Origin of the sequence: Mycobacterium sp. 852002-51057_SCH5723018 (assembly GCF_001667035.1) — a bacterium.
In the GTDB taxonomy this organism is placed as follows: Bacteria; Actinomycetota; Actinomycetes; order Mycobacteriales; family Mycobacteriaceae; genus Mycobacterium.
Map to the genome: position 1 here is coordinate 19,523 of NZ_LZIR01000123.1, position 23,972 is coordinate 43,494.

The following is a 23,972-nucleotide window of genomic DNA, read 5'->3' on the forward strand; positions in this document are numbered from 1 at the left end:
AACTGGTCCTTCTTTGCGCGTGAGCCTATTCAGGTCTTGTCTCGTGGATGTCCGTTTTGAACGGCGCCGGTCACTTCGGCGGTTTCCGCTCGTGGATGTTGGTTTGCGGTCGACCATCTCGCAGTGGCCGTGGGTGTTCACCGGACACCTCATCACCCCGGTTCTACGAGCTGTGAGAAGTGGTCACCGTCGTATACATATGTTCACCTGGGCATTGCAACCGACTCCTTCGGCGGGTAGCCTACGCGGGCGTGGGCTTCTGGCCAGCCACATGTGGGCGGCGTCTCGGTGGCGGCCGGTAAGGCTTTGCTCGTATTACAGTAGGGGTTTCATGTTCGAGCGAGAGTTGAACCGCGCCACCGACATTGCGGTCGAGCTGGTGAATACGACAGCTGTGCATCTTGGACGCGTGGTGGGCTTCGTCTCTGCGGCGCTGGGCCGCACGGCGCGCGAGCTCGCCGACATGGTTTGGGACTACCGGGACTTGGCGGGTGATCTACGCCCGTCCGGCCCACGTAGCCACCGCGCGCCCGACGCCGTGGTCCTCGACCTGCGCCGCCGGCTCAGCTGACTCACCGGTCTGCCACACCGCAGCGATAACCGACAAAGGATTGTGCCGAAACCGGTTTCATTATTGCTGTACTGCGGCGGCGATTTTGGCGACGACATCACCTGCTTGGTTGGCGGTGTCGAATCCACACCACAACGTGTCGATGATGATGTTGTTGCGCACTCCCATCGCGCGTTGGCAGGCGAAACCCTTACCGCCGCCGAGGGTTTGGACGATGCTGAGCGTGGTGTCATTGCCCGTCAGCTTGCCCAAAGTCCACTTGACTGGATCGTCGCCGGGTTGCGTGATGGTCAGCGGCCGGTCGGCGCAGGCGGACCACCGCGGCTTGGCTTTGGCGAAAAACTGCTGGGCCAAGTCGGCGTCGCGGAACCGGACCACGGCTTGGAGCAGGGCGTGCTTGTTCTGGTCCCGCGAGTGGGCGTTGTCGAGGAACTGGCCTTCCAGCGCGACCCAGCTGCTGTCCCGATAGATCGCGGCCTCGACGGGCGAGTAGGCATCCAGGCAATTGCGATCCGACACCACGTCCTCGCTGTGTGACATCTCCGAGATCGGCCTGCGGACTGCCATGGTCATCGTTTGGCCGACCGCGTTGACGTCGCCGGCGCTCAGCAGCAGGTTCGTCAGGCTTGCGTTGAGGATCTGCGGGGGCTGCCAATGCCCCAGGTCCGGCGATGCCGCCGGGCGCCCGGTGGCCGACACCGTGCAGCCGGTCAGCATGAGAGACATCCCCGCCACCGCGACAAGGACGTAGCCGATCATGCGGAGCGTGCGCACGCCCGCCGCACCCCTGGGCTTGGATGCGTTCACCGATACTGCAGTCATGGGTTCTCCCGTCCGGCCTTCCAACAGCGCACAACACCGCAACCGATATTTAAATTCGCCGCGCCGAGATTTTTTTGCGCAGCGGCGGCCAGCAGCGACGCTAGAACCGGCAAAACCGGCTGTGAAATGCCTGTTATGAACTGTCTATGCGTTCTGGGCATTGACGTGGCGCACGTCGAGGTTTCGAACATGCGTGCGACGGCTATCTACACCGTCGGAGGTGGAAAGACATGACTGACGACATGCAGCACGCGCCGCGCGAGAACCCGGAGAAGGACACGTCCGAGTGGGTGACGGGTGACGAGCCCATGACAGGCCCGCAGCGCAGCTACGTGCACACGCTGGCCCAGGAGGCCGGACGGGAGGTCCCCGACGATATGACGAAGGCACAGGCGTCGGAGCTCATCGACGAGCTGCAGCAGCAGACGGGACGTGGTGGGTGACTAGCCGGGCGGCCCGGATCGTTGGTTAAGCCAGCAGCGACGCGAGGTCGCTGCGGGGCACTGTGACCTTGTGTGGCCCGGCGTTGTCCCGCACCACTTGGTCTTGGCCGAAGAAGAAGACCACCGCCTCGTTCGTGATCGCGAAGTTCTGGTAAGTCCCCGCGTCGAGGTCGGCGGTCGGCGCATTCAATTGCCGCCGGACTATCGGATTGAGGACCTCCAGGGGCTTTGCCTCCGGCTTGAACAGCGTGTCGAACGTGATCGGGGCACGCTTTCCGAGGTCGAAGTTCAACGCCCGGAAGGTGGTGTTCGGGTGGCCTTCGTGCGCAAACCCGGTGTCGTTGTCGATCCTGAGGACGAGGCTCTGCGTACCACGGTCCGGCGACCCGGAACGAAAAGCCTTGGGAGCGACCATGTATTGGTACGGCCGACCGCGCCTATCCGACGGCCCGAACCTCGCGACCCAATCGAGGAATGCAGCACGGTCCCGCTTCAGGAAGTCGGTCACGGCCCGCATGTCCGGGTAGTCGAGGGGAAAGCTGATGTCGATCGTGTAGTCGGGGGTGGCGCTGCGGAGGTGGCAGGTCTGATCGGGCCGGACCGTTCCGTTGAGGTCCGCGCATGGCGACTGCCCTTGCGCCGCAACTGTTGTGGTCGCCGTGGATGCTGTCGATGTGGTCTGGCGCGCGTTGCCTGAGGTGCCGCAGCCCACTGCGCCGGCCATCACAACCGCAACCGCGATCGAGGCGAGCCCGCTGCGCCTCGCAAAACCGAAACTTCCCGTACCGCAGACTTTTCGGTACGACATCGTCATCACCGGACCTGTAGCCTGAGAATCCGGAAGTGGAGGCCGTCGTTGAGGTACACGTTGCCCTTGCTGTCGACTGCCACACTGGATGGGTCCTTGAGGTCGTTGAAAGGCAGCACGATTGGGGTAGTCGTGCCCGTATCCAGCCTCAGCACGTGGTCGGTGCCGAGATCGACGACGTAGACGTTGCCGCCGCGATCCACCGCCACATGGGTCGGCAGCTTGAGGTCGGGGAAGCGCAGCGTCGTTGGGCTAGTGGAGCCGGGCGCCAGCTTCAACACCCGTTTGCCGTCCGAGTCGATAACGTAGAGGTTGCCGTTGGCGTCCGCCGCCACACCATCGGGGTCAATGTTGTTGAGCGGCAACACCGTCGCGTTCGTCGAGCCCGGCTCGAGTTTCAATATTTGCTTGTTGCCGGAGTCGCTGGCGTAGACGTTGCCCGCGGTGTCGACCGCAACCCCAGCGATCACCTCGAGGTCGCCGAACGGCAGCACGGTCGGGGTCGTGGTCCCGGGCGTCAGCTTCAGCACCCGCTTGCGGAATCCGTCGGTGACGTAGAGGTTGCCCGCCGTGTCTGCCGCCGCATCGAGGGCTTGGCCGAGGTCGGTGAACGGCAGCGGTGTCGGTTCGCCTGTGCCCCCGGCCATCTCCCACACCTTGCCGTAGTGCAAGTCGAGCGCGTAGACGTTGTCGGCCGCGTCTACCGCCACGCCGGCGAGGTGATTGATCGACTTGCCGAACGGCAGCACCACTTGCGGCGCATAGGTCACCGCGTGCGACGGCTGACTAGCGCTCGGTGCCGCTGCGCTTCGTGACGTCGCCGTCGTCCCCGGGCTGGTTGCCGAACATCCGGCCGTTGACATCACAACCATCACGGCTAGGGCGACCAGAGGTCTGCGTTTCCGGCGCCGCATCAGGTCACCGCCAACTTCACGACCCGGCCAAAGCCGTTGCGGTCGAGGACGTAGACATTTCCGGCGCCATCCACCGCCACGGCGTTGGGTCCATTGAGACCGGTGAACGCAGCGGGCTCGCATCGCTTGATCCGGCCGGCAACTTCAGCACCTGCTTGCTTTCGCTGTCGGCGACGTACAGATTCCCGGCGGGGTCCGCCACGATCGAGCCGTCCTTGCCGTCGACCGACAGCACGGTCTGCTCGCTGGATCCAGCCGGCAGCTCGACGACGCGGTGGTTGCTGGGGTCCGAGACGAAGACGTCGCCTGCCCCGTCCACGGCCAAACCGCCGGCCCACGTGAGCCCGGCGAACGGTAGGACGGTCTGGTAGGCGGAGCCGCCCGCCAACTTGACGACCCGCGCCTTGCCATCGGTGACGTAGACGTCGCCGGCGCTATCAACCGCAACTTGTCGGGGGTTGTCCAGGCCGGTGAACGGCAGCACCGTCGGTTGGTTTGATTCGGCCGGCAGCTTCAGCACCCGGTTGTTGGCCGCGTCGGCGACGAGGACATCGCCTGCGCTGTCGACCGCGACGCCTCCGGGCTTGTTGAGGCCCGTGAACGGCAGCAACGTCGGCTGGCTGGACCCGGCCGCAAACTTCAGCACCCGGTTGCTCCAAGAGTCGGCGACGTAGACGTCGCCGGTCGAGTCCACTGCCAGGTTGCGGGGGTAGGTAAGACCCGTGAATGGCAAGACGGTTTGTTGGCCGCCCGGTCTGGGCCCGTTCGACGGAGTCGTCGACTCCGTCGAGACCGTGAACGGAAGGTCCGCCTTGCCGATCTGAACGAGGGGATTCGGGGTGACCGCCGTGGCTTGCAGACCGCCCTTGCCGCCAGTCATCGAAGCACTGAGCGCCATGCGGTATCGCAACGTTGCGGCTTTGCCCTTCGGGAGCTCTTGCACGTTTGAGAAGGTGCCGAGGTAATCCATGCCCGTCGTTATGACCGGGCGCTCAAGCTTCATCCAGCTCCCGGTGGCCGGGTCGAAGCGCTCGACGGTGCCGGACGGGAGCCCGAGCGGGTTGGTCGCGCAGCTGCAATGGTCCAGGACCAGCACGACGCCGACCTTCGGGTAGTCGACGGGGGAGTCGTTGCACAGCGACACATCGACCTCGGCCGGCGGCTCGCCCGGTTTGACGGTGCCCGAGGTGATGCCGCTCAGCGTCACGGAGATCCTGCCGGCCGCCGGCACCGGCCGGAGCGGTTCGGCGCTCGGCACCGGCGCGGACGACGGGTTGACCGCGCAGCCGGCCGGCTTGCTGACGGCGGTCGTGGGCGACCCCGCGTTGGGCGCGCTCGTCGAGCACGCCGTGACGGTGATGGCGATGGTCGCCGTCGCGATCAAACAACCTCGCGTAAGTCGTTGGTGGCGTCTCGTTTTGATCATGGTCGTCATCCCTCGTTACTTCTGGCCCGGGTAGGGCACTGCGTTGATGACGCCGCCGCCGTTGACCGGCGGCCCGAGCAGCACGGTTGAGGTGTTCGCCGAGGGGTTGTAGTCGATGAGTGACTTTCCGCCCCCGCATCCCGCCCTGGCTTGAAGGTAGATATCGCTCCCGTTCACGCCGACCACCCGGACGCTGCGGCCCTTCAGATCGGGCACCGACACCGGTGACGTCGTGCCGTCATCGTTGAGCTTGGCGAGGTAGATGACGCCGCATGCGCCCGCGGCCTGCACGTACGTCCCTGCGGGGAGCTGCCATGCGTTCAAGTCGCCGTAATCCGGACCGTCGTGCCCGTTGTTCGGCGCGGTGAGAGCGGTCGGTGTTCCGCCGTCGATGGGTACCAGCCACAGCTGCGAGCCCCCGGAGGAGGCGTCGCAGCGGGTCAGGGCGACCTTCGAGTCCGCGTCCCACCACCGCATCGGTGTGCAATCCTTCTGACCCACGATCGGCAACGCATTGCCGGCCACCCCGTCATTGCCCATGAGTGCCAGGCCCGAGGGCGTGCCCAACACGAGCCGGGTGCCGTCCGGCGTGGACAGATACCCCCGAAAGTCCTGCGCTACCGGGTATGTCAGCTGGTGGTTGCCGGCGAGGTCGACTCGCTCGAGCGAGCGAGAGTCGGCCGCCTTCGACCGGTGCAGAAGCACCGCCTTGCCGTCGGGGCGCGTGTAGTGAGCGCTGGGATCGCTGTCCTCAACGGTCAAGGTGGTCATCGTGCCGCTCCGCAGATCGACCTCGGTGATGACCGTGTGGCGCTTCTCCTGCAACGAGAACAGGGCGCGGGTCCCGTCGCCCGACCAGTCGACCAGCCGGGGGCTCGAGCCCTTGCCCGGTGGCGGGAACGTAGTGATCGGGTACCGGCCACCGGCCGGGTCGACCAGGTACAGCGTCGTGGCGGCCGTCTGGTAAGTCGGTGAGCCGGGGGGCGGTGTCTCGCCGGGGTGCAATCCCGGGGCGGGGCTCCACATGGCGAGCGCCCAACCGGGGCCGACCTGCGACCAGGGGACGGCCGCGAGCGGGGCTTCGACGCCCTGGGCCGCCGTCGTCGGGGAATTGTCGGGCTCGGCGTGAGCGGCCGGCGCGAGGGTGGTCGTCGCCGCGACGGTCGCCATTGCCATCAGCGTGAGCGTCGTCATTTCGATTCTTCGTCCGAGCCCCGCGCGCCGACGACGAACATTACGGGGGACGCGATTGCGGTGCGTGGTGCTCATCTCGATGTCCTTACGTTTCCGGGGCTCGATCGCCCGGTCACGTAGAGGCTGCGGCGCCCGCCTTGCGCGATCCTTGCGTGATTCTTGTGTCCGTCGGCGACCGCTGAGATGACTTCCGCAGCAAACAGGTGCATGGGTCGGCCGCGAGGGAGATACTGCGGCAGTGGACTCGCGCGTCGGCACGACGTACGGCAAGTACAAGATCACGCGCCTGCTCGGGAAGGGCGGCGGCGGGACGGTCTACGAAGCCTATGACACCGGCAAACGGCGAAATGTCGCGCTGAAGATTCTCGCCGACCAGCTTTCAAGCGACGAAACGTTTCGCATGAGGTTCCAGCGAGAGTCCCAGGCGGCGGCAATCCTGCAGGAACCACACGTCATCCCGATCCACGACTGGGGCGAGATCGACGGCAGCCTCTACATCGACATGCGGCTGGTGCAGGGGCAGACCCTTCTAGAACTGATCGCGGAGGGCCCATTGGCGCCGTCTCGGGCGGTGGCCGTCATCGGTCAGGTCGCCGAGGCCTTGGACGCCGCACACGCCGAGGGACTGATCCACCGGGACGTCAAGCCGCAGAACATCATCGTCACCCCTACCGATTTCGTGTATCTGGTCGACTTCGGCATCGCCGAGGGCAGGGGAGACCCCCGGTTGACGACGGCCGGCACCCAGATCGGGACGCTTAACTACATGGCGCCCGAACGGTTCAGCGACGGGGTGACGACGCCCGCCGTCGATGTCTACGCGCTGGCGTGCGTGCTGTACGAATCGCTGACCGGGCACGCCCCGTTCACCGGTGACAGCCTCGAGCACTTGGTGGCGGCCCACATCGCCTCGCCGCCCCCACGACCCAGCGTGGCGAACCCGCGGGTTCCCGCCGCACTCGACGACGTCGTCGCCCGCGGCATGGCCAAGCATCCCGACGACCGGTACGGAACCGCGGGCGCACTCGGGCGCGCGGCGCAGCGCGCCCTGCGTGGCTCGCCGGCCGATGCCGACGGCACTCGACCGTATGTGGTCGGTGTCGCGTCCATGTCTGCGGATGCGACCGTTGTGTCCGGCGGTGCGCCCGCAACGGAGCGCGGCGACCGCGGTGCGCCTGACCGCCGGCGCGGATGGGTGCTGCCGACCGTCATCGCCGTCGCGGCGGCTCTGATCCTCGCGGGCATCGGGGTGGTCATTGGCATGCTCGTGCACAAGCCGGCCGAGCAGCCGCAGGTTCCTGCCGCGCGTGCTGCGCTGCCTCCCCTGGTGACGGGACCCGACCAGAGCATTCTGCATCAGTCCTGCGATCAGGGGTTCACGTTGCCGACGGCAACGGGCTTTGGCACCCATGCCGGGCGCGGGACTCCCGAAACGTCATGCCTTTTCGCCAACAGCGTGCTGACGTCGTACTGGGCCGAATACGGCAACGCCAGCCCGTTGCCGCGCGCCGTGTCGGCGCCGGGCGCCGTTGACTGCAAGGCGGTTCCCGGCGCGCTGTGCAACGGCTCGAACTTCCTGATGCACTGCCAGCAGCTGCCGGGAGACAGCTGGATCACCTGCACCGGGGGAAGCGGTGCCCGCGTGTACCTGTGGTGAGTGAGGCCGCGCGCGGTCAGTGGCCGCAATTGCCGGCCGGCAATTCCGTTACGTGGGCGGCCAACCACGTGGCCATCTCGGTGAGCGCGGCCGTGCCGTCCTCGAACGTTCCGGAGGCCGGCTGCGCGGCCAGCGCGACGGCGATCCTCCCGTTCGGTGCGGCCAACACGCCCAGCTGTCGGACCAGATAGCTGCCCGTGGGCGACGGTCCCCATCCGCCTTTGAACAGGGCGTCCGGCACGGTTCCGATGCCCCACCGCTGATCCGGTTCGACCCGGCCCATCAGCCCGAAGATCGGTGCGTTCGCGCTGTCGCAGTAGGCAACTGACGTGAACCGCAGCTGGTGGATCAACGACCAGTCCGTCTGACCGAACGCGGTGAACTCCGGGCGCAGTTTCTGCGACTGGACCGTCGTGGGATCGCCCGTTCCCCGCAAGACGGCCTCGACCTTGCGCGCGGCGGTAACCGGATCGCCCAGGCCGGCCCATATCGATTCGGCCGCCGCATTATCCGATTCGGTGATGGCAGCGGTCATTGCGCCGGTGACTTCCGGTGGATTCCGTTCGCGCAGCGCCGCTATCACCAACGGAACCTTGATCGTCGACCAGGCAGGGCCACTTTCCCAGTCTCCCAATACGATTGGCTGCTGCTCGCTACCCACGGCACTAACCGCGACGCCGACCACCGCGCGTAGCCGCGTTTGCAATCGGGCGAGGTCGGCGGCAAGCGCGGCCGTGGGTGGTTTGCGGCTGTCCAAGCGCTCGCCGATGATCACGCCCGCGGTCAGCGCCGCCGCGGCGAGCAACGCCACGACCGAGATCAGCCACAACTTTCGGCTTGACCCCGAGATCGGGTAGCGCTGCGGCGTCACGTGTCGACGATCGAGCACTGGCCGGTGCCTGTCAACGAGTTCGGCGCCGCAAAACAGGGTCGACGCCTCACAATGGTCTTGAATCACTAAAGGAGGGAATGCGACCGGATGGCCCATGGCGCTCTGGGGTTTGGGGTGTTGGGACCGTTGCAGCTGAGCGCCAACGGCACCGAGGTGCCGTTGGGCGCGGCAAAGCAGCGGGCCGTGCTGGCCAGGTTGTTGATCAATCGAAATCGCATCGTCCCGATGGACTCGTTGATCGACGCGGCATGGCAGGAGCGGCCACCGCCGGAAGCTCGAGCGAGCCTGCATGTGCACATATCAAGGCTGCGCCGGCTGATGAGCGGCGCCGGCGAGGATGCCGCCGGCGTCTTGGTCAGCGTCCAGTCGGGCTATCGGCTCAACGTGCCCGACGAGGCCTTCGATCTGGGCCGCTTCGCCGCCAAGCAAAAAGCAGGTATCGAGGCCGCCGCCGCCGGCCGATTTGACGAGGCCAGTCGCCACCTGTCGGCCGCGCTGGCCGAATGGCGCGGCCCGGTGCTGGAGGATCTGCGCGACTTCGAATTCGTCCCGGCCTTCGCCGCCGCGTTGATTGAGGACAAGCTGGTGGCGCTGACCGCACGGGCAGAAGCCGAGATCGCTTGCGGGCGAATTCATTCCACTATCGGCGAACTCGAACCGCTGGCGTCCGAGCATCCCTACCGAGAACCGCTGTGGGCCCAGCTGATAACCGCGTACTACCTCGCGGAACGGCAATACGATGCACTCGACGCGTACGCGCGGCTGAAGGCCTCGCTCGCCAACGATCTGGGCATCGATCCCGGTCCCACGTTGCGAGGCCTTCACCAGCGGATCCTCCGCCAAGAGCCGCTTGACACCAAGAACGCCGCGCGCGCCACCGCTAAACGTGCCGTGGGAACCCTTCAGCGCCGGCCCGATGGCGCCCAGGGGTTCGTCGTCGCGCAGTTGCGCGACTCCGACGGACGTCGTTATCCGTTGCGAGGAGCAACCACCCGCATCGGTCGGCTCGTCGACAACGACATTGTGCTCGACGATGACACCGTCAGCCGCCATCACGCGGTGATCGTCGACACCGGCAACAGCTTGGTCATCACCGATCTTGGGTCGGCCAACGGAGTCGATGTGGCCGGCCAACGAATTCGGATCAGCGCGACGCTGGCCGAGGGCGACCGCATTGGCATCTGCGGCCACGAATTCACCTTCGAGATCGGCGCGACCTAGCTATTAGTCGGCGGGTCGGTCGTGGGCGTGGGCCGTAGGCTCGCTCGTGGCCTTGGGAGCGACCTCGCCGAACCTGACGCTGACGCGCTGAAAGGCTTTGACGCGCTCGGCTTTTGCCTTCTTGGTGTAGGTCTTGCGGTCGGCCTGGGTAAGGTCCACGTCGTCGGTGAAGGGAGTGAGCAGCGCGCGGGGGTAAAGCCGTTCCACCAGAACGACATTGATCTCGGCACACAGCACCAGCGTCATCGATATCAGGTAAAGGAAGGCCAGCAACCCCAGCACCAGAGCGAAGACGCTGTTGGTGGCGCTGGCCGTCTTCACCGTGTGCCGGATGTAGCCGGCGCCGAACCACTGCAATATCTGCCAGATGAGGGCCGCGGCGACTGCTCCGGGCCACACTTGGCGGTATGTGAGCTGTCGCGCGGTGGTAACGCGAAACACCACCAAGCAGATCAGGGCGTTGATCGCCACGGCGACGAGGGCGATGCCGATCTTCCCGAAGAGGCCGAGCGCGCCGGTGGCCTGGCCGACCGCGGAGAGGACGGTAACGGCGATTGCGGCCGAACCGAGTACCAGCAGCAGAAGCAAGCTGCGCAAGCGTGAGCGAAACGGATCGGGACGGTTGTTCCTTGGGACGGCCCATACCGAGTCCATCGCATTCTGCACGGCCTGACCGACGCCAAGACCGCCGTAGAGCGCGCCCGCGATGCCAACGACCACGGCGACGGTGCCTCCGCTCAGCCCTTCGGGCTGGTGCAGCTGGGTGCCGATGACGGGGAACTGGCTCAACGTGCTGTGCAGCACCTGCTCTTGCAGGTCCGGGCGGCCGGCCAGCAATACCCCGAGCCCGGTGGTCAGCAGCAGTAGCAGCGGGAACAGCGACACAAACCCGTAGTAGGTGATCAGCGCGGCCAGGTAGCCGCCCTGGTCGTCGAGGTATTTGTAGATGACGGCAATGATCACGCCGACGGCGCGGTTCCGTCGCTGCAACCTGTCCAGCCAGCCGACCATCGGCCCTCACTTCATGCCAACGAGGGGACACCCAATCGATGGGATGACCAGGTCATACCCGCATTCGTCAACCGTCAATCGCGCTGAACCGCTGTTGGACACGCGGGTGAAGCCCCTTCCGCTTGTTTTGCTGTGATCGTCGCGGTCGCCCTGGGTCCACCGGGTGAAGCCGATCGGCCGCAGCGGGCCAAGCCGGCGCGTTTTCACAGCCACTTTTCTTGATACGCAAACGATCCGGGAGCGAAGCGACGGCGCGTCTGGTCGCCAGAAGCGGGGGAGGGCGGCGAGCGCGCAACGGCGCAAACCGGTTTGCAAGCACATCGGTCTGGACAACGGAGTCGGTTCGAGTCAGAATTTGCCGCCGATTGCCGCGGGTCGTAGCAACACATAGACTTCTGCCGTCCGGGCGTGCGGGCTGCCGGTATGACTCGCACAGGTCTCCCGAACCAAAGGGAGCTGCTGCTGATGGCGAAAGTCCTGTTCGTGATGACCGCAACCAGCTTCTGGACGCTGAAGGACGGCACCAGGCACCCGACTGGTTATTGGGCCGAAGAATTCGCTGCGCCGTACAGCGCGCTGACATCGGCCGGCCACGAGATTGTGGTGTCGACTCCCCGCGGGATAGTGCCATACGTGGACGTGATGAGCTTGCGTCCCTCGATGGCCGGCAGTGAAGAGATCGCTCGGCAGCTCGAGGAAGTCCTGCGATCCGCCGAAGAGTTGCGCAGGCCAATCGAACTGGCCGACGCTCGCTTGGACGATTACGACGCCGTCTACTACCCCGGCGGCCACGGCCCCATGGAGGACCTGTGGCAGGACGCCGACTCCGGTCGCCTGCTCATCGCTGCGCTCGCGTCGGGCAAGCCTCTAGCGATCGTTTGCCACGCCCCGGTCGCGATGCTGGCCACCCGGCGCAGTGGCGTGTCGCCGTTCGCTGGCTACCGCGTCACCGCGTACACAAATGACGAGGAGGACGCCGTCGGGCTGCGGGAAAAGGCCCCGTGGACTGCCGAAGACGAACTGGTCAAGTTGGGCGTCGACTTCGTCCGCGGCGAAATCTGGAAGCCGTTCACCGTCGTGGATCGCAACCTGTACACCGGGCAGAACCCCGCCTCGGCCACGCCGCTCGCCCAGGAATTGCTCAAAGTACTCAACTGATGCGCTTACGCACGCGATGATCAAACACTGCGATGGCAAAGAGATTTCGTCTTTGACGTAGCCGGCCTAGGAGCTCCATTTCTCTTCGACACGGGCGTAGCGCCAGATGAGCAGAGCGGTTGCCCACGTGACGACGAAGATTCCGACGATGAGGAACCCAACGGTATTGAGGTCGAGGCCACCGAGCCATTCCCAGAACGGGCCGCGCCAGCCGAGCTGGGCGGCGAAAAGGCTGAGCAGTTCGACGCTTCCGATCACAAGGGCGACGGCCACCGACAGCGCGGTGACGGTGAGGTTGTAGTAGATCTTGCGCACCGGGTGCGAAAAGGCCCAGCCGTAGGCGAAGTTCATGAACGTTCCGTCGATGGTGTCGAGTAGGCACATGCCGGCGGCGAACAGCATGGGCAGGCACAAGATGGCATACCAGGGCAAGCCGGCCGCGACGCTGGTGCCGGCCAGCACCAGGAGGGCGATCTCGGTGGCGGTGTCAAAACCGAGGCCGAACAACAGCCCGATGGGGTACATGTGCCAGGACATCGTGATCGAGCGGGTGACGCGGCCCAAGACGCGGTTGAAAAATCCGCGGTTTTGCAATTGCGCTTCGAGTTCGGCTTCGTCGTAGCACCCGTGCCGTGCCCTCCTGAACACGCGCCAGATGCCCACCAATGCGACGACGTTCAGGAGCCCGATCGCGTACAAGAACGCACCGGAGACGCTGGTGCCGATCAGGCCGGTGTAGTGGTGCAGCCTCGAGGAGTCGTCCTCGATGGGCCCGAGGACCGCCTTGACGCCGGTCGCCAGCAGCAGAGCCAGCGCAAAGACGACCGTGGAGTGGCCCAGCGAGAAGAAGAAGCCAACCGCCAGCGGGCGCTGTCCGTCGTTCATCAGCTTGCGGGTGGTGTTGTCGATGGCCGCGATGTGGTCGGCGTCGAAGGCGTGCCGCAGCCCCAACGTGTAGGCCGTAATCCCGACGCCGATCCCAAAGGCCTTGCCGCTCAGGCTCGGCCCGCGTGGGTCCACCGACAACGTCAGCGTGAGCCAGCCAATCAGATGCAGCGCGACGATCACCGCCAACATCGATGACAGTCGCCACCACTCCGCCGGAGCCAAGGACGCCCGCAGCCGAGACCATGGTGAGAGGTCTGGGCCGGGCGCAACTTGGACCATGTCGCGGCTCCTCGGGCATAGGCGGCAAACCACGTCATCACGACCGTAGCGACGCCCGCAGTGCACATGCAATTGATTTGCAAAAGTAATTGCGATCGTCACCGGGGGTATCCGACGCAAACCCGTCAAGGAGTAGCGGCGATTGTCAACGGGCGCATCGGCAGTGGTGGAGCGCGGTCACGCCGGGGCCGAACAGCTGACCGGGGCCGAGGGCGCGGCTTCATTGGCGGGGCAATGGGCAGCCCGCCGCGCCAATCGGCCGTGCAGGGTGAGCCACAGCAGCGATGCGACCGCGAGGATCGCCACCGCGCCTAAACCGGTGACCGGAGACCAACCGAGGTGGGTGTGGCCGAGTGTGAGCAGGTACGGCAGCGCGAATCCCAGGTAGCTCAACGCCTGGTAGGCGGACGTCGCCAAGCCAAGCCTGCTTGGGTCGGCGACGCGCTGGACGTCGGCGAGGCCCGCGAACTGCGTGACGCCGTACGCGGCACCCAGCACCGCGGCGGCCACCAGGACGGCCCACACGGTCGCCGCCGAGGCGGCCCACGCGGCGACGATCAGCGCGAGGACAGCCACGATCATCGCCGGCTGCAGAAGGCCGAGCCGACCGCCCGGACGCAGACGGGCGACCAACGGCTGAACGAGCACCCCGGCGAAGGCCGGGATCGCCGTGGCGACCGCCGCAAAAGCCAACGGCTGCGAACCGGCGCGGTCTGCGACCAGCGCCGGCAGGTAGGCCAGCGCCACCGCGGCGGTCCCAAATACCCACGGCGCGAACGGCGCTGACACCAACAGCAGGTGTTTACGCAGTGACGCATCGCGCGCGGTCGAACCTGCTACGGTGGCCGCGCCCGCAGAGCCCGACGAGTCCCCGGCTTTGCCAACCGAGAGCAGCGCGAGGGCCGCAAGCGCGATCTGTGGTACGTACGGCCACAGCTCGGGACGCGAAAGGTGTTGAGCCACAAGCCCGGCTGCCAACGGACCACCGCCGAAGCCGATCGTCATCGCGACGGTCGCACGTCGGGGCCCCGCCGTGTGATGAGCATCGAGCGCGGACAGCTCCCTGATCCAGGCCGCACCGGTACCGAAGGCGAGGCCACTGCTCACCCCGGCGAGCAGGCGCCCGGGAAACAGCAGCCCGTGCCATGCCGAGCCGGTCATCAGGACAACCGAGGCGGCCAGCGACAGCAGCAACGCTGTCATCACCACGACCCGGCGCCCGGCCCGGTCGGACCAACGGCCTCCGACCAGGAGCGCCGGCACCAGACCCACCGCATAGAGTGCGAACATCACCTGGGTCGCGGCGACCGACAGGCCGTGCTGCTGGTACATCACGATCAACGGCGCGAACTGATTGGCGCCCCAACCGATTGCCGCCACCGCGATCGCCGGGCGCAACCATCCGGAAGTACCGACGCGGGCCTCTTGATCAATGGTTCTCTTCATCATCATTCGAGCATCCGTCGCCGACGCACCGCCGAGCCAGTGGCCGATATGACACATACCGTACAATTTCGGTCATGGCGCACATTGTTGCCGTGGCACTGAGCAACCGGGTGCCGATCTTCGAACTCGCCGCCCCGTGCGCGATCTTCGGCACCAACCGCTCGGACCTGAGCGACGACTGGTACGAGCTGAGGGTGTGCAGCCCATCCGGCGGAACGCGCGTGGACCGTTGGTTCACGGCGGCGACGCCGTATACCTATGCCGACCTGATCAGTGCGGACACGGTCATCGTGCCCGCCTGCCACGACGACGCGCTGGAGCCGCCGCGGGGACTGGTCGATGCGATCCGGTTGGCATCGCGGCGCGGAGCCCGCGTCGCGTCGATCTGCACCGGCGCCTTCGCCCTCGCCGCGGCCGGTCTGCTCGACGGGCGACGCGCGGCGACGCATTGGATGCACGCGTCCACCCTCGCGCGGCGCTACCCGCAAATCTCGGTGGACTCGGCGGCGCTCTACGTCGACGAGGGCGACGTCCTCACCTCGGCCGGGAAATCCGCGGGCACGGACCTGTGCCTATACATCGTGCGAAAAGACTATGGCGCAACGGTTGCCAATCAAGTGGCGCGACGGCTGGTGGCGCCGCCACATCGCGAGGGGCACCAACGCCAGTACGCGAATCCGATCCCCGACACGGTGAGCAACGACGTCGTCGGCGACACGATGGATTGGGTACTCGCGCATCTCGACGAACCGCTGACCGTCGAACATCTTGCCAATCGGTCGGGGGTGAGTGTCAGAACCCTGCACCGGCAACTCGTTGCCCGCACCGGGACCAAGCCCCTCGACTGGCTCAATGCCCAACGTGTACGCCGAGCCCAACAGCTGTTGGAAACCACCGACTTACCCATCGAACGCATCGCCACCGAATGCGGCTTCGGGGGCGCGGCCACCCTCCGCCGGCACTTCCGCCAGACGCTCGCCACCACTCCCGACGCCTACCGCCGAACCTTCACCACCGCGCCCGCGGGGTGACCGCGGCGCATATCGAATTCGCCCAAATGCTGGTCCGGCGACTGCGGACCGCGATTAAATCAGTACTGAGGCAAAACGCGCGGGCGCCCGCATCGAATGTCGGAGCTGGTCACTCGCCGGGAGGAGGACTGACATGGCGACAATCGCAATGAGGCCCGCACTGAGGGATGCACTAATGCGCTGTGGCGCAGGTGCTTTCGCGCTTGTTTTGGCCGCATTGCCGGTGACCGTAGTCGCCGCGCCGGCGATCGCGCGGGCCGACGACCCGTGCGCCCCCGGCTGGGTGTGGAGCACCGGCCTCAACCAATGCGTGTTCTGGCTGCCGACCGCAAATGGCCCCGGCGGACCCGGCGGGCCGGGCGGGCCCGGTGGCCCCGGCGGCCCGGGTGGTCCGGGCGGGCCGGGTCCGCGCTAGGTGCTTGCGGCCAGCAAATGACCGACGGACAACGCCGAGGGTTCAACGACGCGGTCACCCGGATGTGGAGTTTCCTCGCCCCTGCCTACGACCTCCCGTTCCTGCAGCAATGGATTTACCGTCCGCCCCACGACGAGGTGATCGCGCAGCTGCGCGACCACAGATCTCGCCGGATCGCTGACATCGCCTGTGGCACAGGCATTCTCAGCGATCGGATCGCGCGCGAACTACACCTCGACGAGATCTACGGCGTCGACATGTCCGACGGCATGCTCAGCCAGGCCCACGCCAGGTCCGACCGGGTGACATGGTTGCGCGCCCCGGCCGAGCAGCTGCCGTTCGACGATGGCACCCTCGACGCCGTCGTGACGACCTCGGCGTTCCACTTCTTCGACCAACCGGCGGCGCTACGCGAATTCCATCGCGTGTTGGGCTCCGGCGGACTGGTGGCCGTCTCGGCCCTGAGCACCCGCCAACCGCTGCTGCAGCCGCGCTCGTCGCACAGGTGGAAGCCGCAGCACAACGCGTCGCCGGCGGAGATGCGATCGATGTTTGAAGACGCGGGGTTCAGCATCAGCGATCAGCACCGCATCCGGCGACCGGTTTGGACGCGGATCGTGTCGGATCTGATCACCGTCGGCACCAAGAGCTAGCCCTGCCGTCGGGCGAGGATCTCGCGCAATGCCGGCAGCATTCGCTGATCCTTCGGCCGATTGGCGGCTTGCTTCGACCGGATGACGTCACCGAGCGACGCGATGCGCACGCTCACCCCGTAAAGCTCGGCCTGGGCGGAATCGCGGCGCAGATCGCGATAACCCCGTGTGCCGGAAGGGTTGAAGGTCACGTCGAGATCGCCGGCGTCGGTCGTGAAATTCCAGGTTTGCGCGGCGGCCAGTGCCTCGCCGTCACACCGGAACGGTAGGCCGCCGGGTTCGGAGTCGGTGCGGATTCGCGCGTTGAGTTCGCGCAGCGCGGTGGCGAGGCGATTGAGGTTGCGCCGGTTCGTGTCCGGGGTGATATCGGCGTCCTCAGTGGGAAACGGTGAGCCGTGGTAGACCGCGGCGAGGCCGCCAATGAGGATGTAGGAGACGTTGTTTCGATTCAGGACCGCCACGATGCGGGGCAGGTCGAGTTCCATCTCAGCTCCGTCCGGCCTCGCGCAGCGCCGCCAGCTGCCGGGTCACCCGAGCGTGGCGGTCGATGCGCTCCTGTCCGCTGAGTGCGGCAAGCCGCGCGGCCTGGGCCATGTCGCTGTCGTCGCGCGGCACGAGCATCAGCTCGAGGTCGAAACCGCACAGGCGCACCAGCCGACGGACGTCGTCGAGGCTGACGGCGGTGCGCCCGGCCTCCCAACGTGCGATGGCGGATTGGGTTGTCGCGGCCCGGCTTGCCAGCTCTACCTGCGTCAGGCCCGCGCGCCGGCGGGCTTCGCGAATCAGATCACCGCCGTAAGAAGTCATCTCCGAAGTATAGCAGTTCTGCTATATTGATGAACGACCTGCGTCTTTATGCTGGGACGATCACTCCGTTCGTCGAGCACGCCAGGAGCCCCGGTGAAATTCGTCTTCCCGCTGCCGCACATGGTGCGGCTCAAGGCAATGACCCAGCCCTGGGAAGCCGCCGTCACCGGCGCCGACCAGACCCGCATGGTCAAACGCGCCGAGGCGATGGGCTACGACATGATCGCGATCCCCGAGCACTTCGTCATTCCCGCCGACAACGTCGAACTTTCGGGTCCGCATTACCTTCAGTCGACCGTCGCCCAGGCTTACATCGCCGGGGCGACCGAACGGATTCGGCTGAACTCGTGTGTCACGCTGTTACCGCTGCAGCACCCGATCGTGCTGGCCAAGGCTTTGGCGACCGCCGACTGGATGAGCAGTGGGCGCATGATGGCCACCTTCGGAGTCGGTTGGCTGCAACGCGAATTCGAGCTGCTCCGGGTGCCTTTCGGCGAACGTGGCCGCATCGCAGACGAGTACCTGGCGGCGATCATCGAGCTGTGGACCAGCGAATCGCCTCGCTTCGACGGAAGATACGTTTCATTCCGCGACGTGGCCTTCGAGCCGAAACCCGTTCAGAAACCGCACCTTCCGATCTGGATCGGCGGTGACGCCGATGCGGCCCTCAAGCGCGCGGCCAGATTTGCCTCCGGTTGGTGGCCGTTCCTGACCCCGGCGGACAAGATCGCCGAACGTGTCGACTTCATCAAGGGTCAGCCCGCGTACGGCGGCCGCCCGTTCGAGGTCATGCACGGAATGGGCACCACGCGCGTCGGTGAGGGACATCGCATTGTCGACGATCCAGACGCTCGTCCCGGCCTGAGCGCCCAGGAGATCGTTGACCGCCTGTGCTGGCTCGCCGAGCAGGGGGTGACCGTCAGCGCGGTGCCCGTGCCCGCGGTCCGCGGGGTCGATGAGTACCTCGACTACGCGCAGTGGGTGATCGAGGAGATCAAGCCCAAAGTGACTGGATGACAAACCGGTTTGGATACGCCGACGGCCGCCCCGCCGATTGGCGAAGCGGCCGTCGCGCGTGCCCTTGATTTCCCTAGGTTTACAGCGGGATCCAGACCCCGAAGAACCAGAAGCCCCATTGGTTGAAGCCGGGATCCCAGATGGGCGTTTCCTGGTAGCCGTAGTAATTGACCGGCCCATAGCCCCATGCCCCGCCAGGCGGCGGAAGCGGTCGGTCCCATGCCGGCCGTGGCGGCGCGCCGTATCCCCACGGTCCCGGTCCATCGCCCCACGGGGCGCCGTGGAAGTAGCCGCGCTGAGGGTCGCCGTGCCACGCGCCGCCCGGGCCCCCTGGGCCATCTGGGTGACCGGGCGGAGGCCCACCAGGGCCGCCGGGGCCGCCCGGATGATCGGGTCCGCCCGGATGGCCCGGCCCGCCAGGTCCGCCCGGAGGTCCACCTGGGCCGCCGGGGCCATCTGGGTGACCGGGCGGGGGCCCGCCGGGGCCGCCGGGGCCGCCCGGATGATCGGGTCCGTCCGGATGGCCCGGCCCCCCGGGTCCGCCCGGCCCACCGGGATTGCCGGGTGCGTTCGGGGCGTGGAAGTCTCCGGGTGCAGGCCCGGCGTGGTTACCGCCTGGAGCCGGCGGTTGCGGTCCGGGAGCGGCATTCGCCAAACCGGCGCCCACTCCCAACGCGGCCGCGCCGAGTGCTCCGGCGATCGTTCCCCCCGCGATAATTTGCTTTAGTTTCATGGTCCTTCACCCATCCAATAGTGGAGTTCCTGAACCCCCCAACGCCCGCAACATTAGAAAGCTCGTCTATGGATCCGCTGTGACAGGACCATGCGCAACGTTTGACGGCACGCATTAGACGAGGCTGCGCTACATTTGGCAAGGCTATCTTGGCTGGTAGACCGCGTTTTTGAGGTCTATCGTGGGGTCCGTGTCAGCTAGGTCTCATCCCGCCGAACCCCATGTCGGTTCGATGGCGGCAAGGCTGAATTGGCTGCGCGCCGGGGTGCTGGGCGCCAATGACGGAATCGTCTCCATAGCGGGCATCGTCGTGGGTGTGGCGGCCGCGACGGTGGCGCGCGCTCCCATACTGACCGCCGGGGTCGCCGGGCTGGCCGCTGGGGCCGTGTCGATGGCCTTGGGGGAGTACGTCTCCGTCAGCACCCAGCGCGACGCCGAACGGGCGCTGCTGCACAAGGAAATTCAGGAGTTGCGCGACGATCCGGCCGCCGAGTTGGACGAGCTTGCCGCACTGTATGAAGCGAAAGGCCTGACGCCGGCCACCGCCCGCACGGTGGCCGAGGAACTCACCGATCACAATCCGTTGCTGGCCCATGCCGAGGTGGAACTCGGTATTGATCCCGACGAGCTCACCAACCCGTGGCAGGCCGCGTTGTCCTCGGCGCTGTCGTTCACGCTCGGTGCCTTGCTGCCGTTGATCGTGATCTTGGCGCCACCGGTGGCATGGCGGATCCCGGCCACCGTCGTGGCGGTACTACTGGCGTTGCTGGTCACCGGGTCAGTGTCGGCCGGATTGGGCGGGGCGCCGCAGGGCCGGGCGATGCTCCGCAACATCATCGGTGGTGGTCTTGCCTTAGCGGTCACCTATGCGATCGGCCATTTGGTGGGCGCCGCGATCGCCTGATCGCCCGCCACGGCTGGCCACCGAAATCGACGGCAGCTGGAAAAAGTTCGAGTGCGTTGCGCGCTAGCGTCGATCTCGGCGATACGTCGCCACGGCGATCGGGACTGGAAACGAAACTGTAAGATCTACAGTTGGCCTCCGTGCTGGAGGAATCGCATGAGAGTCCCGACCACGTGGAGAGTCGCGCCTTGACCGAAACGAAGCCTTCGCCGGACGAGATTCAACCGGCGGCGTCCCTGCCGTACTTTGTGCGCGACGGAAGTCATTACGCGCCAACCGGAATCGCGCGCGGTGGGTGGGGCCCGTCGCTCAGCGGCCATGTCGTCGGCGGGCTGCTGGGCTGGGCGGTCGAGCGCGCGGTCGACGATCCGCAATTGCAGCCCGCGCGGCTGACCGTCGACCTTCCCGCGCCCACCGCGCTGGAACCAATCGAGGTACAAACCCGCGTCCACCACGACCGCCGGCGATTGCGGCTCGTCGAGGCCGTTCTCATCCAGAATGACGTCACGGTCGCGCGGGCGAGCGCACTGTTTCTGCGGCGCGGCACGCAGCCCGATGGACAGGTCTGGTCCCAATCGGTACAACTGCCGCCGCTGCCCATCGAGGACGGCGCCCAACCGTCGCTTTTCCTGCGGACCTACGGCTGGGGCTCCGGAATCCAGAATCCCGATCCCGACTGGGCCGACCGATCTGGGCCCAAATACACCTGGCTGCACGAAACGCGCCCATTGATCGACGACGAACCCCTCAGCGCCTTCACCCGCGCGGCCATGGCGGCCGACATCACGGCGTCAATCGCGAACTGGGGCACCAACGCGTTGCAGTTCATCAACGCCGACTACACCCTGACGCTGAGCCGGCTGCCCGAAGGGATCCAGCTCGGTCTGGCTTCGCTGACGCACTACAGCCACGACGGGGTGGCCACCGGCTCGGCCGTCCTCGTCGATCAGAAGGGCCCGATCGGCAATTGCGTGTCCGTCGCGATCGCGCACTCCGGATTTCGTCCACCATCTGAGCTGCCGGCCGGATGACGGGTGAGCGGGGCGTCACCTACTGGGGGCTGATCGCCGACGCGGCGCAACGCGATCCCGACCGGCCGCTCCTCGCCGACGAGTACGGACGCAGCCTGACCGCCGGCCAGTTCCGCGACGAAGCGTGCACGACGGCCGCCGCGTTCGCCGAACGCGGCATCGGCGCCCGAAGCGTCGTGTCCTGGCAACTGCCCACCACATTGGAAACCATGGTCGTCATGGCGGCGCTGGTCCGGCTTGGGACGGTGCAAAACCCGATCATCCCGATACTGCGCGAACGCGAGGTCGGTTTCATCACCGCGCAGCTGTCCACGGAATTCCTTGTGGCACCCGAGGTCTGGCACGGATTCGATCACGGTGGGCTGGCGCGGGCATTGGCCTCGGATGCGGGTTTCCAGGTCATCACCGTCGACCTGGAAACCCCGCCGGAAACCGGCGAACTACGGCTGCCCCGAGCGAGCGCGCACGCGCTCGGGCCGGTTCCGGGACCGGCGAGCGACGCCCGGTGGGTCTACTACTCGTCGGGCACCACCGCGGCGCCCAAGGGCATCCGCCACACCGACGCGTCGGTGATCGCCGCCGCGACCGGCCTGGTGCGCACCATCGGCATCACCGCCGGCGACGTCGACCCGGTTGCCTTTCCCGTCGCCCACATCGGCGGAGCCGTGATGCTGGCCGCTGCGCTGCTGAGCGGCATGCGGCTCGCGCTGTTCGAGGTCTTCGATCCGGCGACGACACCGTTTTCCGTCGCGGCGCACAAACCGACCTTCCTGGGCATGGCGACGCCCTTCTTCGTCGGATTTCTCGAGGCCCAACGGGCGCACGGCGACGATCGGCTGTTTCCTTGCGTGCGGGGCTGCCTGGCCGGGGGCGCCCCCATCACCGCAGAGCTGGGACGACAGATCCGCGAAACCTTCCGGGTGGCCGGCATCGCCAACGCCTGGGGGCTCACCGAATTTCCGGTGGCGACCTCGCCGCCCTTGTCCGCCGCGCCGCACGTGCTCGACCACACCGTTGGCGCGCCGACTCCCGGGGTCAGCGTCCGGGTGGTCGACAACTCGGAAACCGAACTGCCCGTCGGCAAGGAGGGCGAGCTGCGGCTCAAGGGACCGCAATGCTTCCTGGGCTACGCGGACGCCACGCTCGACGCCGATGCGTTCGACGCCCAAGGCTGGCTGCGCACAGGCGATCTCGGACTGATCGACGCCGACGGCAACGTCCGCGTGACCGGTCGCATCAAAGACGCGATCATCCGCAACGCGGAGAACGTGTCGGCCCTCGAAGTCGAAAATGCGCTGGCCGCCCATCCCGCGGTGGCCGATGTCGCGGTCATCGGGGTGCCCGACCCCCGCACCGGCGAGCGCGTCTGCGCCGTCGTGGTGCCCGCGTCGGCCGACGCGGTGTCGTTGGAATCCCTGGTCAGGCACTGCCGTTCGCAAGGGCTGAGCCGCTACAAGCACCCCGAGCGCCTGGTGATCGTCGATGCGCTGCCCCGTAACCAATTCGGCAAGGTCATCAAGAAAGACCTGCGCGAGGCCTTCGGCTGATTTCGGTAGGGATCCTCAAGAGAACAGCTGCGGGTTCTCAGTGATGTATTGCTCGACAGTCAAAGCCTTTCGACCGGTTAGCTTTTCAACGTCATCGGTGGCGCGGTCGTAGCGGCCAGCGCGATGTAATTGCGCCATAGTTGCGAGGTGCTGCTGGAGGTGCTCAGGAAGGCCCAACGGCTTGAGAACCTCCTCGACCCACTTGTCATGCGGGATATCGCTGCCGGTGATCGGTCGATGCAACCCGCGAGAATACTGTGCGGCCAATCCATCGATGTCGAGGCTTTCCGGACCGGTCAACTCGTACACGTGCCCGATGCGCTGTGGCGGGTCCATCAGGACGGTTGAGACCACCTGGGCGACATCGCTGGCGGCGATCGGTGAGGTGCGGCCGCTGCCGAACGGCAGCGCCAAGACGTTTCGCTCCCGCAACAACGGAACCGCAAACAACGTGAACATCGGATTGTCGAGGAACGCAGTCGGTCTGATGTGCACGACCGGCACCCCGGACCAGTTCAGGAGATGCTCCGCGAGAAAGTGCAAGCGATGCTGATGAGACTCCCCGCTGCTGGTCAGCGTCATCTGCGAGACCGTCATCTGCGACATGTTCACCAGCGCCTCGAGGCGACCCGATTCCAACGCCGCGTCACACACGACGACGGTGGCCTGCAGGTAGTCCGGTGAGACGCTCATGGAGAAGAACACGCGGTCAACGCCACTGATGGCGTCCACCACGTCCCGCGGATCGGTCAGGTCGCCGACCACCACCTCGGCGCCAAGGTCGCGCAACGGGCCGGCGCGCGCATCGTCGCGGTGAACCAGTGCGCGCACGCGTTCGCCGCGCCCGCGCAGCTGCTCGACCACCAGCCGGCTCACGCCGCCGGTGCCTCCACCGGCGCCGGTGATCAAATGAAGCGGCCCCGTCACGATCGACCGCTGACGACCAGTCGGCAACTCCAGCGATTCATCCGCCGCTCCTGACCGAACCCCGTGGTCAAAGTGTAGGCGCCGATGGCCGGGCGGCGTGTGGTACGGGATGCAAGCCAGGAATGTCAGTGGGGCTCCGAATCGACCACACACCGAGAGCGCCCGTTCACATCGAAA

26 protein-coding genes are annotated in these 23,972 nt (G+C 66.6%); 13 read left to right on the forward strand and 13 right to left on the reverse strand.

The features are described from left to right. Positions 1-331 precede the first annotated feature (331 nt). Positions 332-571: a hypothetical protein gene (locus A5764_RS24545; protein WP_067118584.1), complete on the forward strand. Its 240-nt coding sequence runs from the start codon at positions 332-334 to the stop codon at positions 569-571. Positions 572-631: 60 nt separating this feature from the next. Here the strand turns inward: A5764_RS24545 and A5764_RS24550 are convergent, their stop codons facing one another. Further along, positions 632-1,393, reverse strand: a complete 762-nt coding sequence (locus A5764_RS24550; protein ID WP_082951882.1) for a sensor domain-containing protein — start codon at positions 1,391-1,393, stop codon at positions 632-634. A 230-nt stretch (positions 1,394-1,623) separates the two neighbouring features. Here A5764_RS24550 and A5764_RS24555 point away from each other — a divergent pair, with 230 nt between their 5' ends. Beyond that, complete coding sequence (locus A5764_RS24555) at positions 1,624-1,836, forward strand: DUF3072 domain-containing protein (RefSeq protein ID WP_067118590.1); 213 nt, start codon at positions 1,624-1,626, stop codon at positions 1,834-1,836. 25 nt (positions 1,837-1,861) lie between these two features. Here A5764_RS24555 and A5764_RS24560 read toward each other — a convergent pair whose 3' ends face one another. The 3 genes from A5764_RS24560 to A5764_RS24570 all read right to left on the reverse strand — a co-directional run bounded on the left by A5764_RS24560 (position 1,862) and on the right by A5764_RS24570 (position 4,765). Continuing rightward, positions 1,862-2,560 (reverse strand): esterase, encoded by a 699-nt coding sequence (locus A5764_RS24560; protein WP_156664856.1) that lies wholly within the window; start codon positions 2,558-2,560, stop codon positions 1,862-1,864. An 89-nt stretch (positions 2,561-2,649) separates the two neighbouring features. After that, positions 2,650-3,414 carry an NHL repeat-containing protein gene (locus A5764_RS24565; protein WP_067118593.1) on the reverse strand — a complete coding sequence of 255 codons (765 nt, stop codon included), beginning with the start codon at positions 3,412-3,414 and terminating at the stop codon, positions 2,650-2,652. 160 nt (positions 3,415-3,574) lie between these two features. Continuing rightward, positions 3,575-4,765 (reverse strand): NHL repeat-containing protein, encoded by a 1,191-nt coding sequence (locus A5764_RS24570; protein ID WP_067118596.1) that lies wholly within the window; start codon positions 4,763-4,765, stop codon positions 3,575-3,577. On the opposite strand from A5764_RS24570, the gene A5764_RS29010 reads away from it, so the two are divergent. Continuing rightward, positions 4,746-5,018, forward strand: a complete 273-nt coding sequence (locus A5764_RS29010; protein WP_197501717.1) for a hypothetical protein — start codon at positions 4,746-4,748, stop codon at positions 5,016-5,018. The two genes, A5764_RS24570 and A5764_RS29010, sit on opposite strands and share 20 nt — an antisense overlap. On the opposite strand, the gene A5764_RS24580 is transcribed toward A5764_RS29010, so the two are convergent. Continuing rightward, positions 5,000-6,178, reverse strand: a complete 1,179-nt coding sequence (locus A5764_RS24580; protein ID WP_082951885.1) for a hypothetical protein — start codon at positions 6,176-6,178, stop codon at positions 5,000-5,002. The genes A5764_RS29010 and A5764_RS24580 overlap by 19 nt on opposite strands. Before the next feature lie 238 nt (positions 6,179-6,416). Between A5764_RS24580 and A5764_RS24585 the strand changes: the two genes are divergently transcribed. Next, positions 6,417-7,835, forward strand: coding sequence for a serine/threonine-protein kinase (locus A5764_RS24585; RefSeq protein ID WP_067118605.1), 1,419 nt, complete (start codon positions 6,417-6,419; stop codon positions 7,833-7,835). A 16-nt stretch (positions 7,836-7,851) separates the two neighbouring features. Here A5764_RS24585 and A5764_RS24590 read toward each other — a convergent pair whose 3' ends face one another. Further along, positions 7,852-8,706, reverse strand: a complete 855-nt coding sequence (locus tag A5764_RS24590; protein ID WP_231989809.1) for a class A beta-lactamase-related serine hydrolase — start codon at positions 8,704-8,706, stop codon at positions 7,852-7,854. Positions 8,707-8,814: 108 nt separating this feature from the next. On the opposite strand from A5764_RS24590, the gene A5764_RS24595 reads away from it, so the two are divergent. Further along, positions 8,815-9,948 carry a BTAD domain-containing putative transcriptional regulator gene (locus A5764_RS24595; protein ID WP_067118606.1) on the forward strand — a complete coding sequence of 378 codons (1,134 nt, stop codon included), beginning with the start codon at positions 8,815-8,817 and terminating at the stop codon, positions 9,946-9,948. Positions 9,949-9,951: 3 nt separating this feature from the next. On the opposite strand, the gene A5764_RS24600 is transcribed toward A5764_RS24595, so the two are convergent. Continuing rightward, on the reverse strand, positions 9,952-10,959 hold the full coding sequence (locus tag A5764_RS24600; protein ID WP_067118609.1) for a YihY/virulence factor BrkB family protein: 1,008 nt from the start codon (positions 10,957-10,959) through the stop codon (positions 9,952-9,954). Between the two features lie 465 nt (positions 10,960-11,424). On the opposite strand from A5764_RS24600, the gene A5764_RS24610 reads away from it, so the two are divergent. After that, positions 11,425-12,117, forward strand: a complete 693-nt coding sequence (locus A5764_RS24610) for a type 1 glutamine amidotransferase domain-containing protein (RefSeq protein WP_082951903.1) — start codon at positions 11,425-11,427, stop codon at positions 12,115-12,117. A gap of 66 nt (positions 12,118-12,183) precedes the next feature. Here A5764_RS24610 and A5764_RS24615 read toward each other — a convergent pair whose 3' ends face one another. Next, the gene (locus tag A5764_RS24615) at positions 12,184-13,284 is read right to left on the reverse strand and encodes a HoxN/HupN/NixA family nickel/cobalt transporter (RefSeq protein WP_067118615.1); all 1,101 of its coding nucleotides are present in this window, start codon (positions 13,282-13,284) and stop codon (positions 12,184-12,186) included. Between the two features lie 177 nt (positions 13,285-13,461). Next, entirely contained in the window at positions 13,462-14,733 is a 1,272-nt protein-coding gene (locus tag A5764_RS24620; RefSeq protein WP_197501718.1) for an MFS transporter, read from the reverse strand. A gap of 71 nt (positions 14,734-14,804) precedes the next feature. Here A5764_RS24620 and A5764_RS24625 point away from each other — a divergent pair, with 71 nt between their 5' ends. The 3 genes from A5764_RS24625 (at position 14,805) to A5764_RS24630 (ending at position 16,829) form a co-directional block, all read left to right on the forward strand. Continuing rightward, positions 14,805-15,761, forward strand: coding sequence for a GlxA family transcriptional regulator (locus tag A5764_RS24625; protein WP_067118620.1), 957 nt, complete (start codon positions 14,805-14,807; stop codon positions 15,759-15,761). 223 nt (positions 15,762-15,984) lie between these two features. After that, positions 15,985-16,176, forward strand: coding sequence for a hypothetical protein (locus tag A5764_RS29910; protein ID WP_082951887.1), 192 nt, complete (start codon positions 15,985-15,987; stop codon positions 16,174-16,176). A gap of 17 nt (positions 16,177-16,193) precedes the next feature. Beyond that, entirely contained in the window at positions 16,194-16,829 is a 636-nt protein-coding gene (locus A5764_RS24630; protein ID WP_067118622.1) for a class I SAM-dependent methyltransferase, read from the forward strand. Here the strand turns inward: A5764_RS24630 and A5764_RS24635 are convergent. Together A5764_RS24635 and A5764_RS24640 are read right to left on the reverse strand one after the other, a co-directional pair. Then, complete coding sequence (locus A5764_RS24635; RefSeq protein WP_067118627.1) at positions 16,826-17,314, reverse strand: hypothetical protein; 489 nt, start codon at positions 17,312-17,314, stop codon at positions 16,826-16,828. The genes A5764_RS24630 and A5764_RS24635 overlap by 4 nt on opposite strands. Position 17,315: 1 nt before the next feature. Then, complete coding sequence (locus A5764_RS24640) at positions 17,316-17,636, reverse strand: helix-turn-helix transcriptional regulator (protein WP_067118629.1); 321 nt, start codon at positions 17,634-17,636, stop codon at positions 17,316-17,318. 93 nt (positions 17,637-17,729) lie between these two features. Here A5764_RS24640 and A5764_RS24645 point away from each other — a divergent pair, with 93 nt between their 5' ends. Continuing rightward, on the forward strand, positions 17,730-18,653 hold the full coding sequence (locus tag A5764_RS24645; RefSeq protein ID WP_067118632.1) for a TIGR03619 family F420-dependent LLM class oxidoreductase: 924 nt from the start codon (positions 17,730-17,732) through the stop codon (positions 18,651-18,653). A gap of 79 nt (positions 18,654-18,732) precedes the next feature. On the opposite strand, the gene A5764_RS27865 is transcribed toward A5764_RS24645, so the two are convergent. Next, positions 18,733-19,386, reverse strand: coding sequence for a chitin-binding protein (locus A5764_RS27865; RefSeq protein WP_082951888.1), 654 nt, complete (start codon positions 19,384-19,386; stop codon positions 18,733-18,735). Between the two features lie 190 nt (positions 19,387-19,576). On the opposite strand from A5764_RS27865, the gene A5764_RS24655 reads away from it, so the two are divergent. From A5764_RS24655 to A5764_RS24665, 3 genes are all read left to right on the forward strand, one after another. Then, positions 19,577-20,290 carry a VIT family protein gene (locus tag A5764_RS24655; protein ID WP_067118638.1) on the forward strand — a complete coding sequence of 238 codons (714 nt, stop codon included), beginning with the start codon at positions 19,577-19,579 and terminating at the stop codon, positions 20,288-20,290. A gap of 248 nt (positions 20,291-20,538) precedes the next feature. Next, a complete protein-coding gene (locus A5764_RS24660; protein ID WP_067118936.1) occupies positions 20,539-21,321 on the forward strand; it encodes an acyl-CoA thioesterase domain-containing protein in 783 nt (260 codons plus the stop codon). Continuing rightward, positions 21,318-22,868, forward strand: coding sequence for a class I adenylate-forming enzyme family protein (locus tag A5764_RS24665; RefSeq protein WP_067118640.1), 1,551 nt, complete (start codon positions 21,318-21,320; stop codon positions 22,866-22,868). The genes A5764_RS24660 and A5764_RS24665 overlap by 4 nt, the downstream gene beginning before the upstream one ends. Positions 22,869-22,883: 15 nt before the next feature. On the opposite strand, the gene A5764_RS24670 is transcribed toward A5764_RS24665, so the two are convergent. Further along, positions 22,884-23,777 (reverse strand): NAD(P)H-binding protein, encoded by an 894-nt coding sequence (locus A5764_RS24670; RefSeq protein ID WP_231989810.1) that lies wholly within the window; start codon positions 23,775-23,777, stop codon positions 22,884-22,886. Positions 23,778-23,972 lie beyond the last annotated feature (195 nt).

Bases quoted from the DNA above. Each gene is read 5' to 3' on its own strand.
- A5764_RS24610 (WP_082951903.1), top strand. From the start codon at position 11,425: ATGGCGAAAGTCCTGTTCGTGATGACCGCAACCAGCTTCTGGACGCTG.
- A5764_RS24665 (WP_067118640.1), top strand. From the start codon at position 21,318: ATGACGGGTGAGCGGGGCGTCACCTACTGGGGGCTGATCGCCGACGCG.
- A5764_RS24635 (WP_067118627.1), bottom strand. From the start codon at position 17,314: ATGGAACTCGACCTGCCCCGCATCGTGGCGGTCCTGAATCGAAACAAC.
- A5764_RS24560 (WP_156664856.1), bottom strand. From the start codon at position 2,560: ATGGCCGGCGCAGTGGGCTGCGGCACCTCAGGCAACGCGCGCCAGACC.
- A5764_RS24600 (WP_067118609.1), bottom strand. From the start codon at position 10,959: ATGGTCGGCTGGCTGGACAGGTTGCAGCGACGGAACCGCGCCGTCGGC.
- A5764_RS24550 (WP_082951882.1), bottom strand. From the start codon at position 1,393: ATGACTGCAGTATCGGTGAACGCATCCAAGCCCAGGGGTGCGGCGGGC.
- A5764_RS24620 (WP_197501718.1), bottom strand. From the start codon at position 14,733: ATGATGAAGAGAACCATTGATCAAGAGGCCCGCGTCGGTACTTCCGGA.
- A5764_RS24640 (WP_067118629.1), bottom strand. From the start codon at position 17,636: ATGACTTCTTACGGCGGTGATCTGATTCGCGAAGCCCGCCGGCGCGCG.
- A5764_RS24595 (WP_067118606.1), top strand. From the start codon at position 8,815: ATGGCCCATGGCGCTCTGGGGTTTGGGGTGTTGGGACCGTTGCAGCTG.
- A5764_RS24615 (WP_067118615.1), bottom strand. From the start codon at position 13,284: ATGGTCCAAGTTGCGCCCGGCCCAGACCTCTCACCATGGTCTCGGCTG.
- A5764_RS24545 (WP_067118584.1), top strand. From the start codon at position 332: ATGTTCGAGCGAGAGTTGAACCGCGCCACCGACATTGCGGTCGAGCTG.
- A5764_RS24555 (WP_067118590.1), top strand. From the start codon at position 1,624: ATGACTGACGACATGCAGCACGCGCCGCGCGAGAACCCGGAGAAGGAC.
- A5764_RS27865 (WP_082951888.1), bottom strand. From the start codon at position 19,386: ATGAAACTAAAGCAAATTATCGCGGGGGGAACGATCGCCGGAGCACTC.
- A5764_RS24625 (WP_067118620.1), top strand. From the start codon at position 14,805: ATGGCGCACATTGTTGCCGTGGCACTGAGCAACCGGGTGCCGATCTTC.
- A5764_RS24580 (WP_082951885.1), bottom strand. From the start codon at position 6,178: ATGACGACGCTCACGCTGATGGCAATGGCGACCGTCGCGGCGACGACC.
- A5764_RS24630 (WP_067118622.1), top strand. From the start codon at position 16,194: ATGACCGACGGACAACGCCGAGGGTTCAACGACGCGGTCACCCGGATG.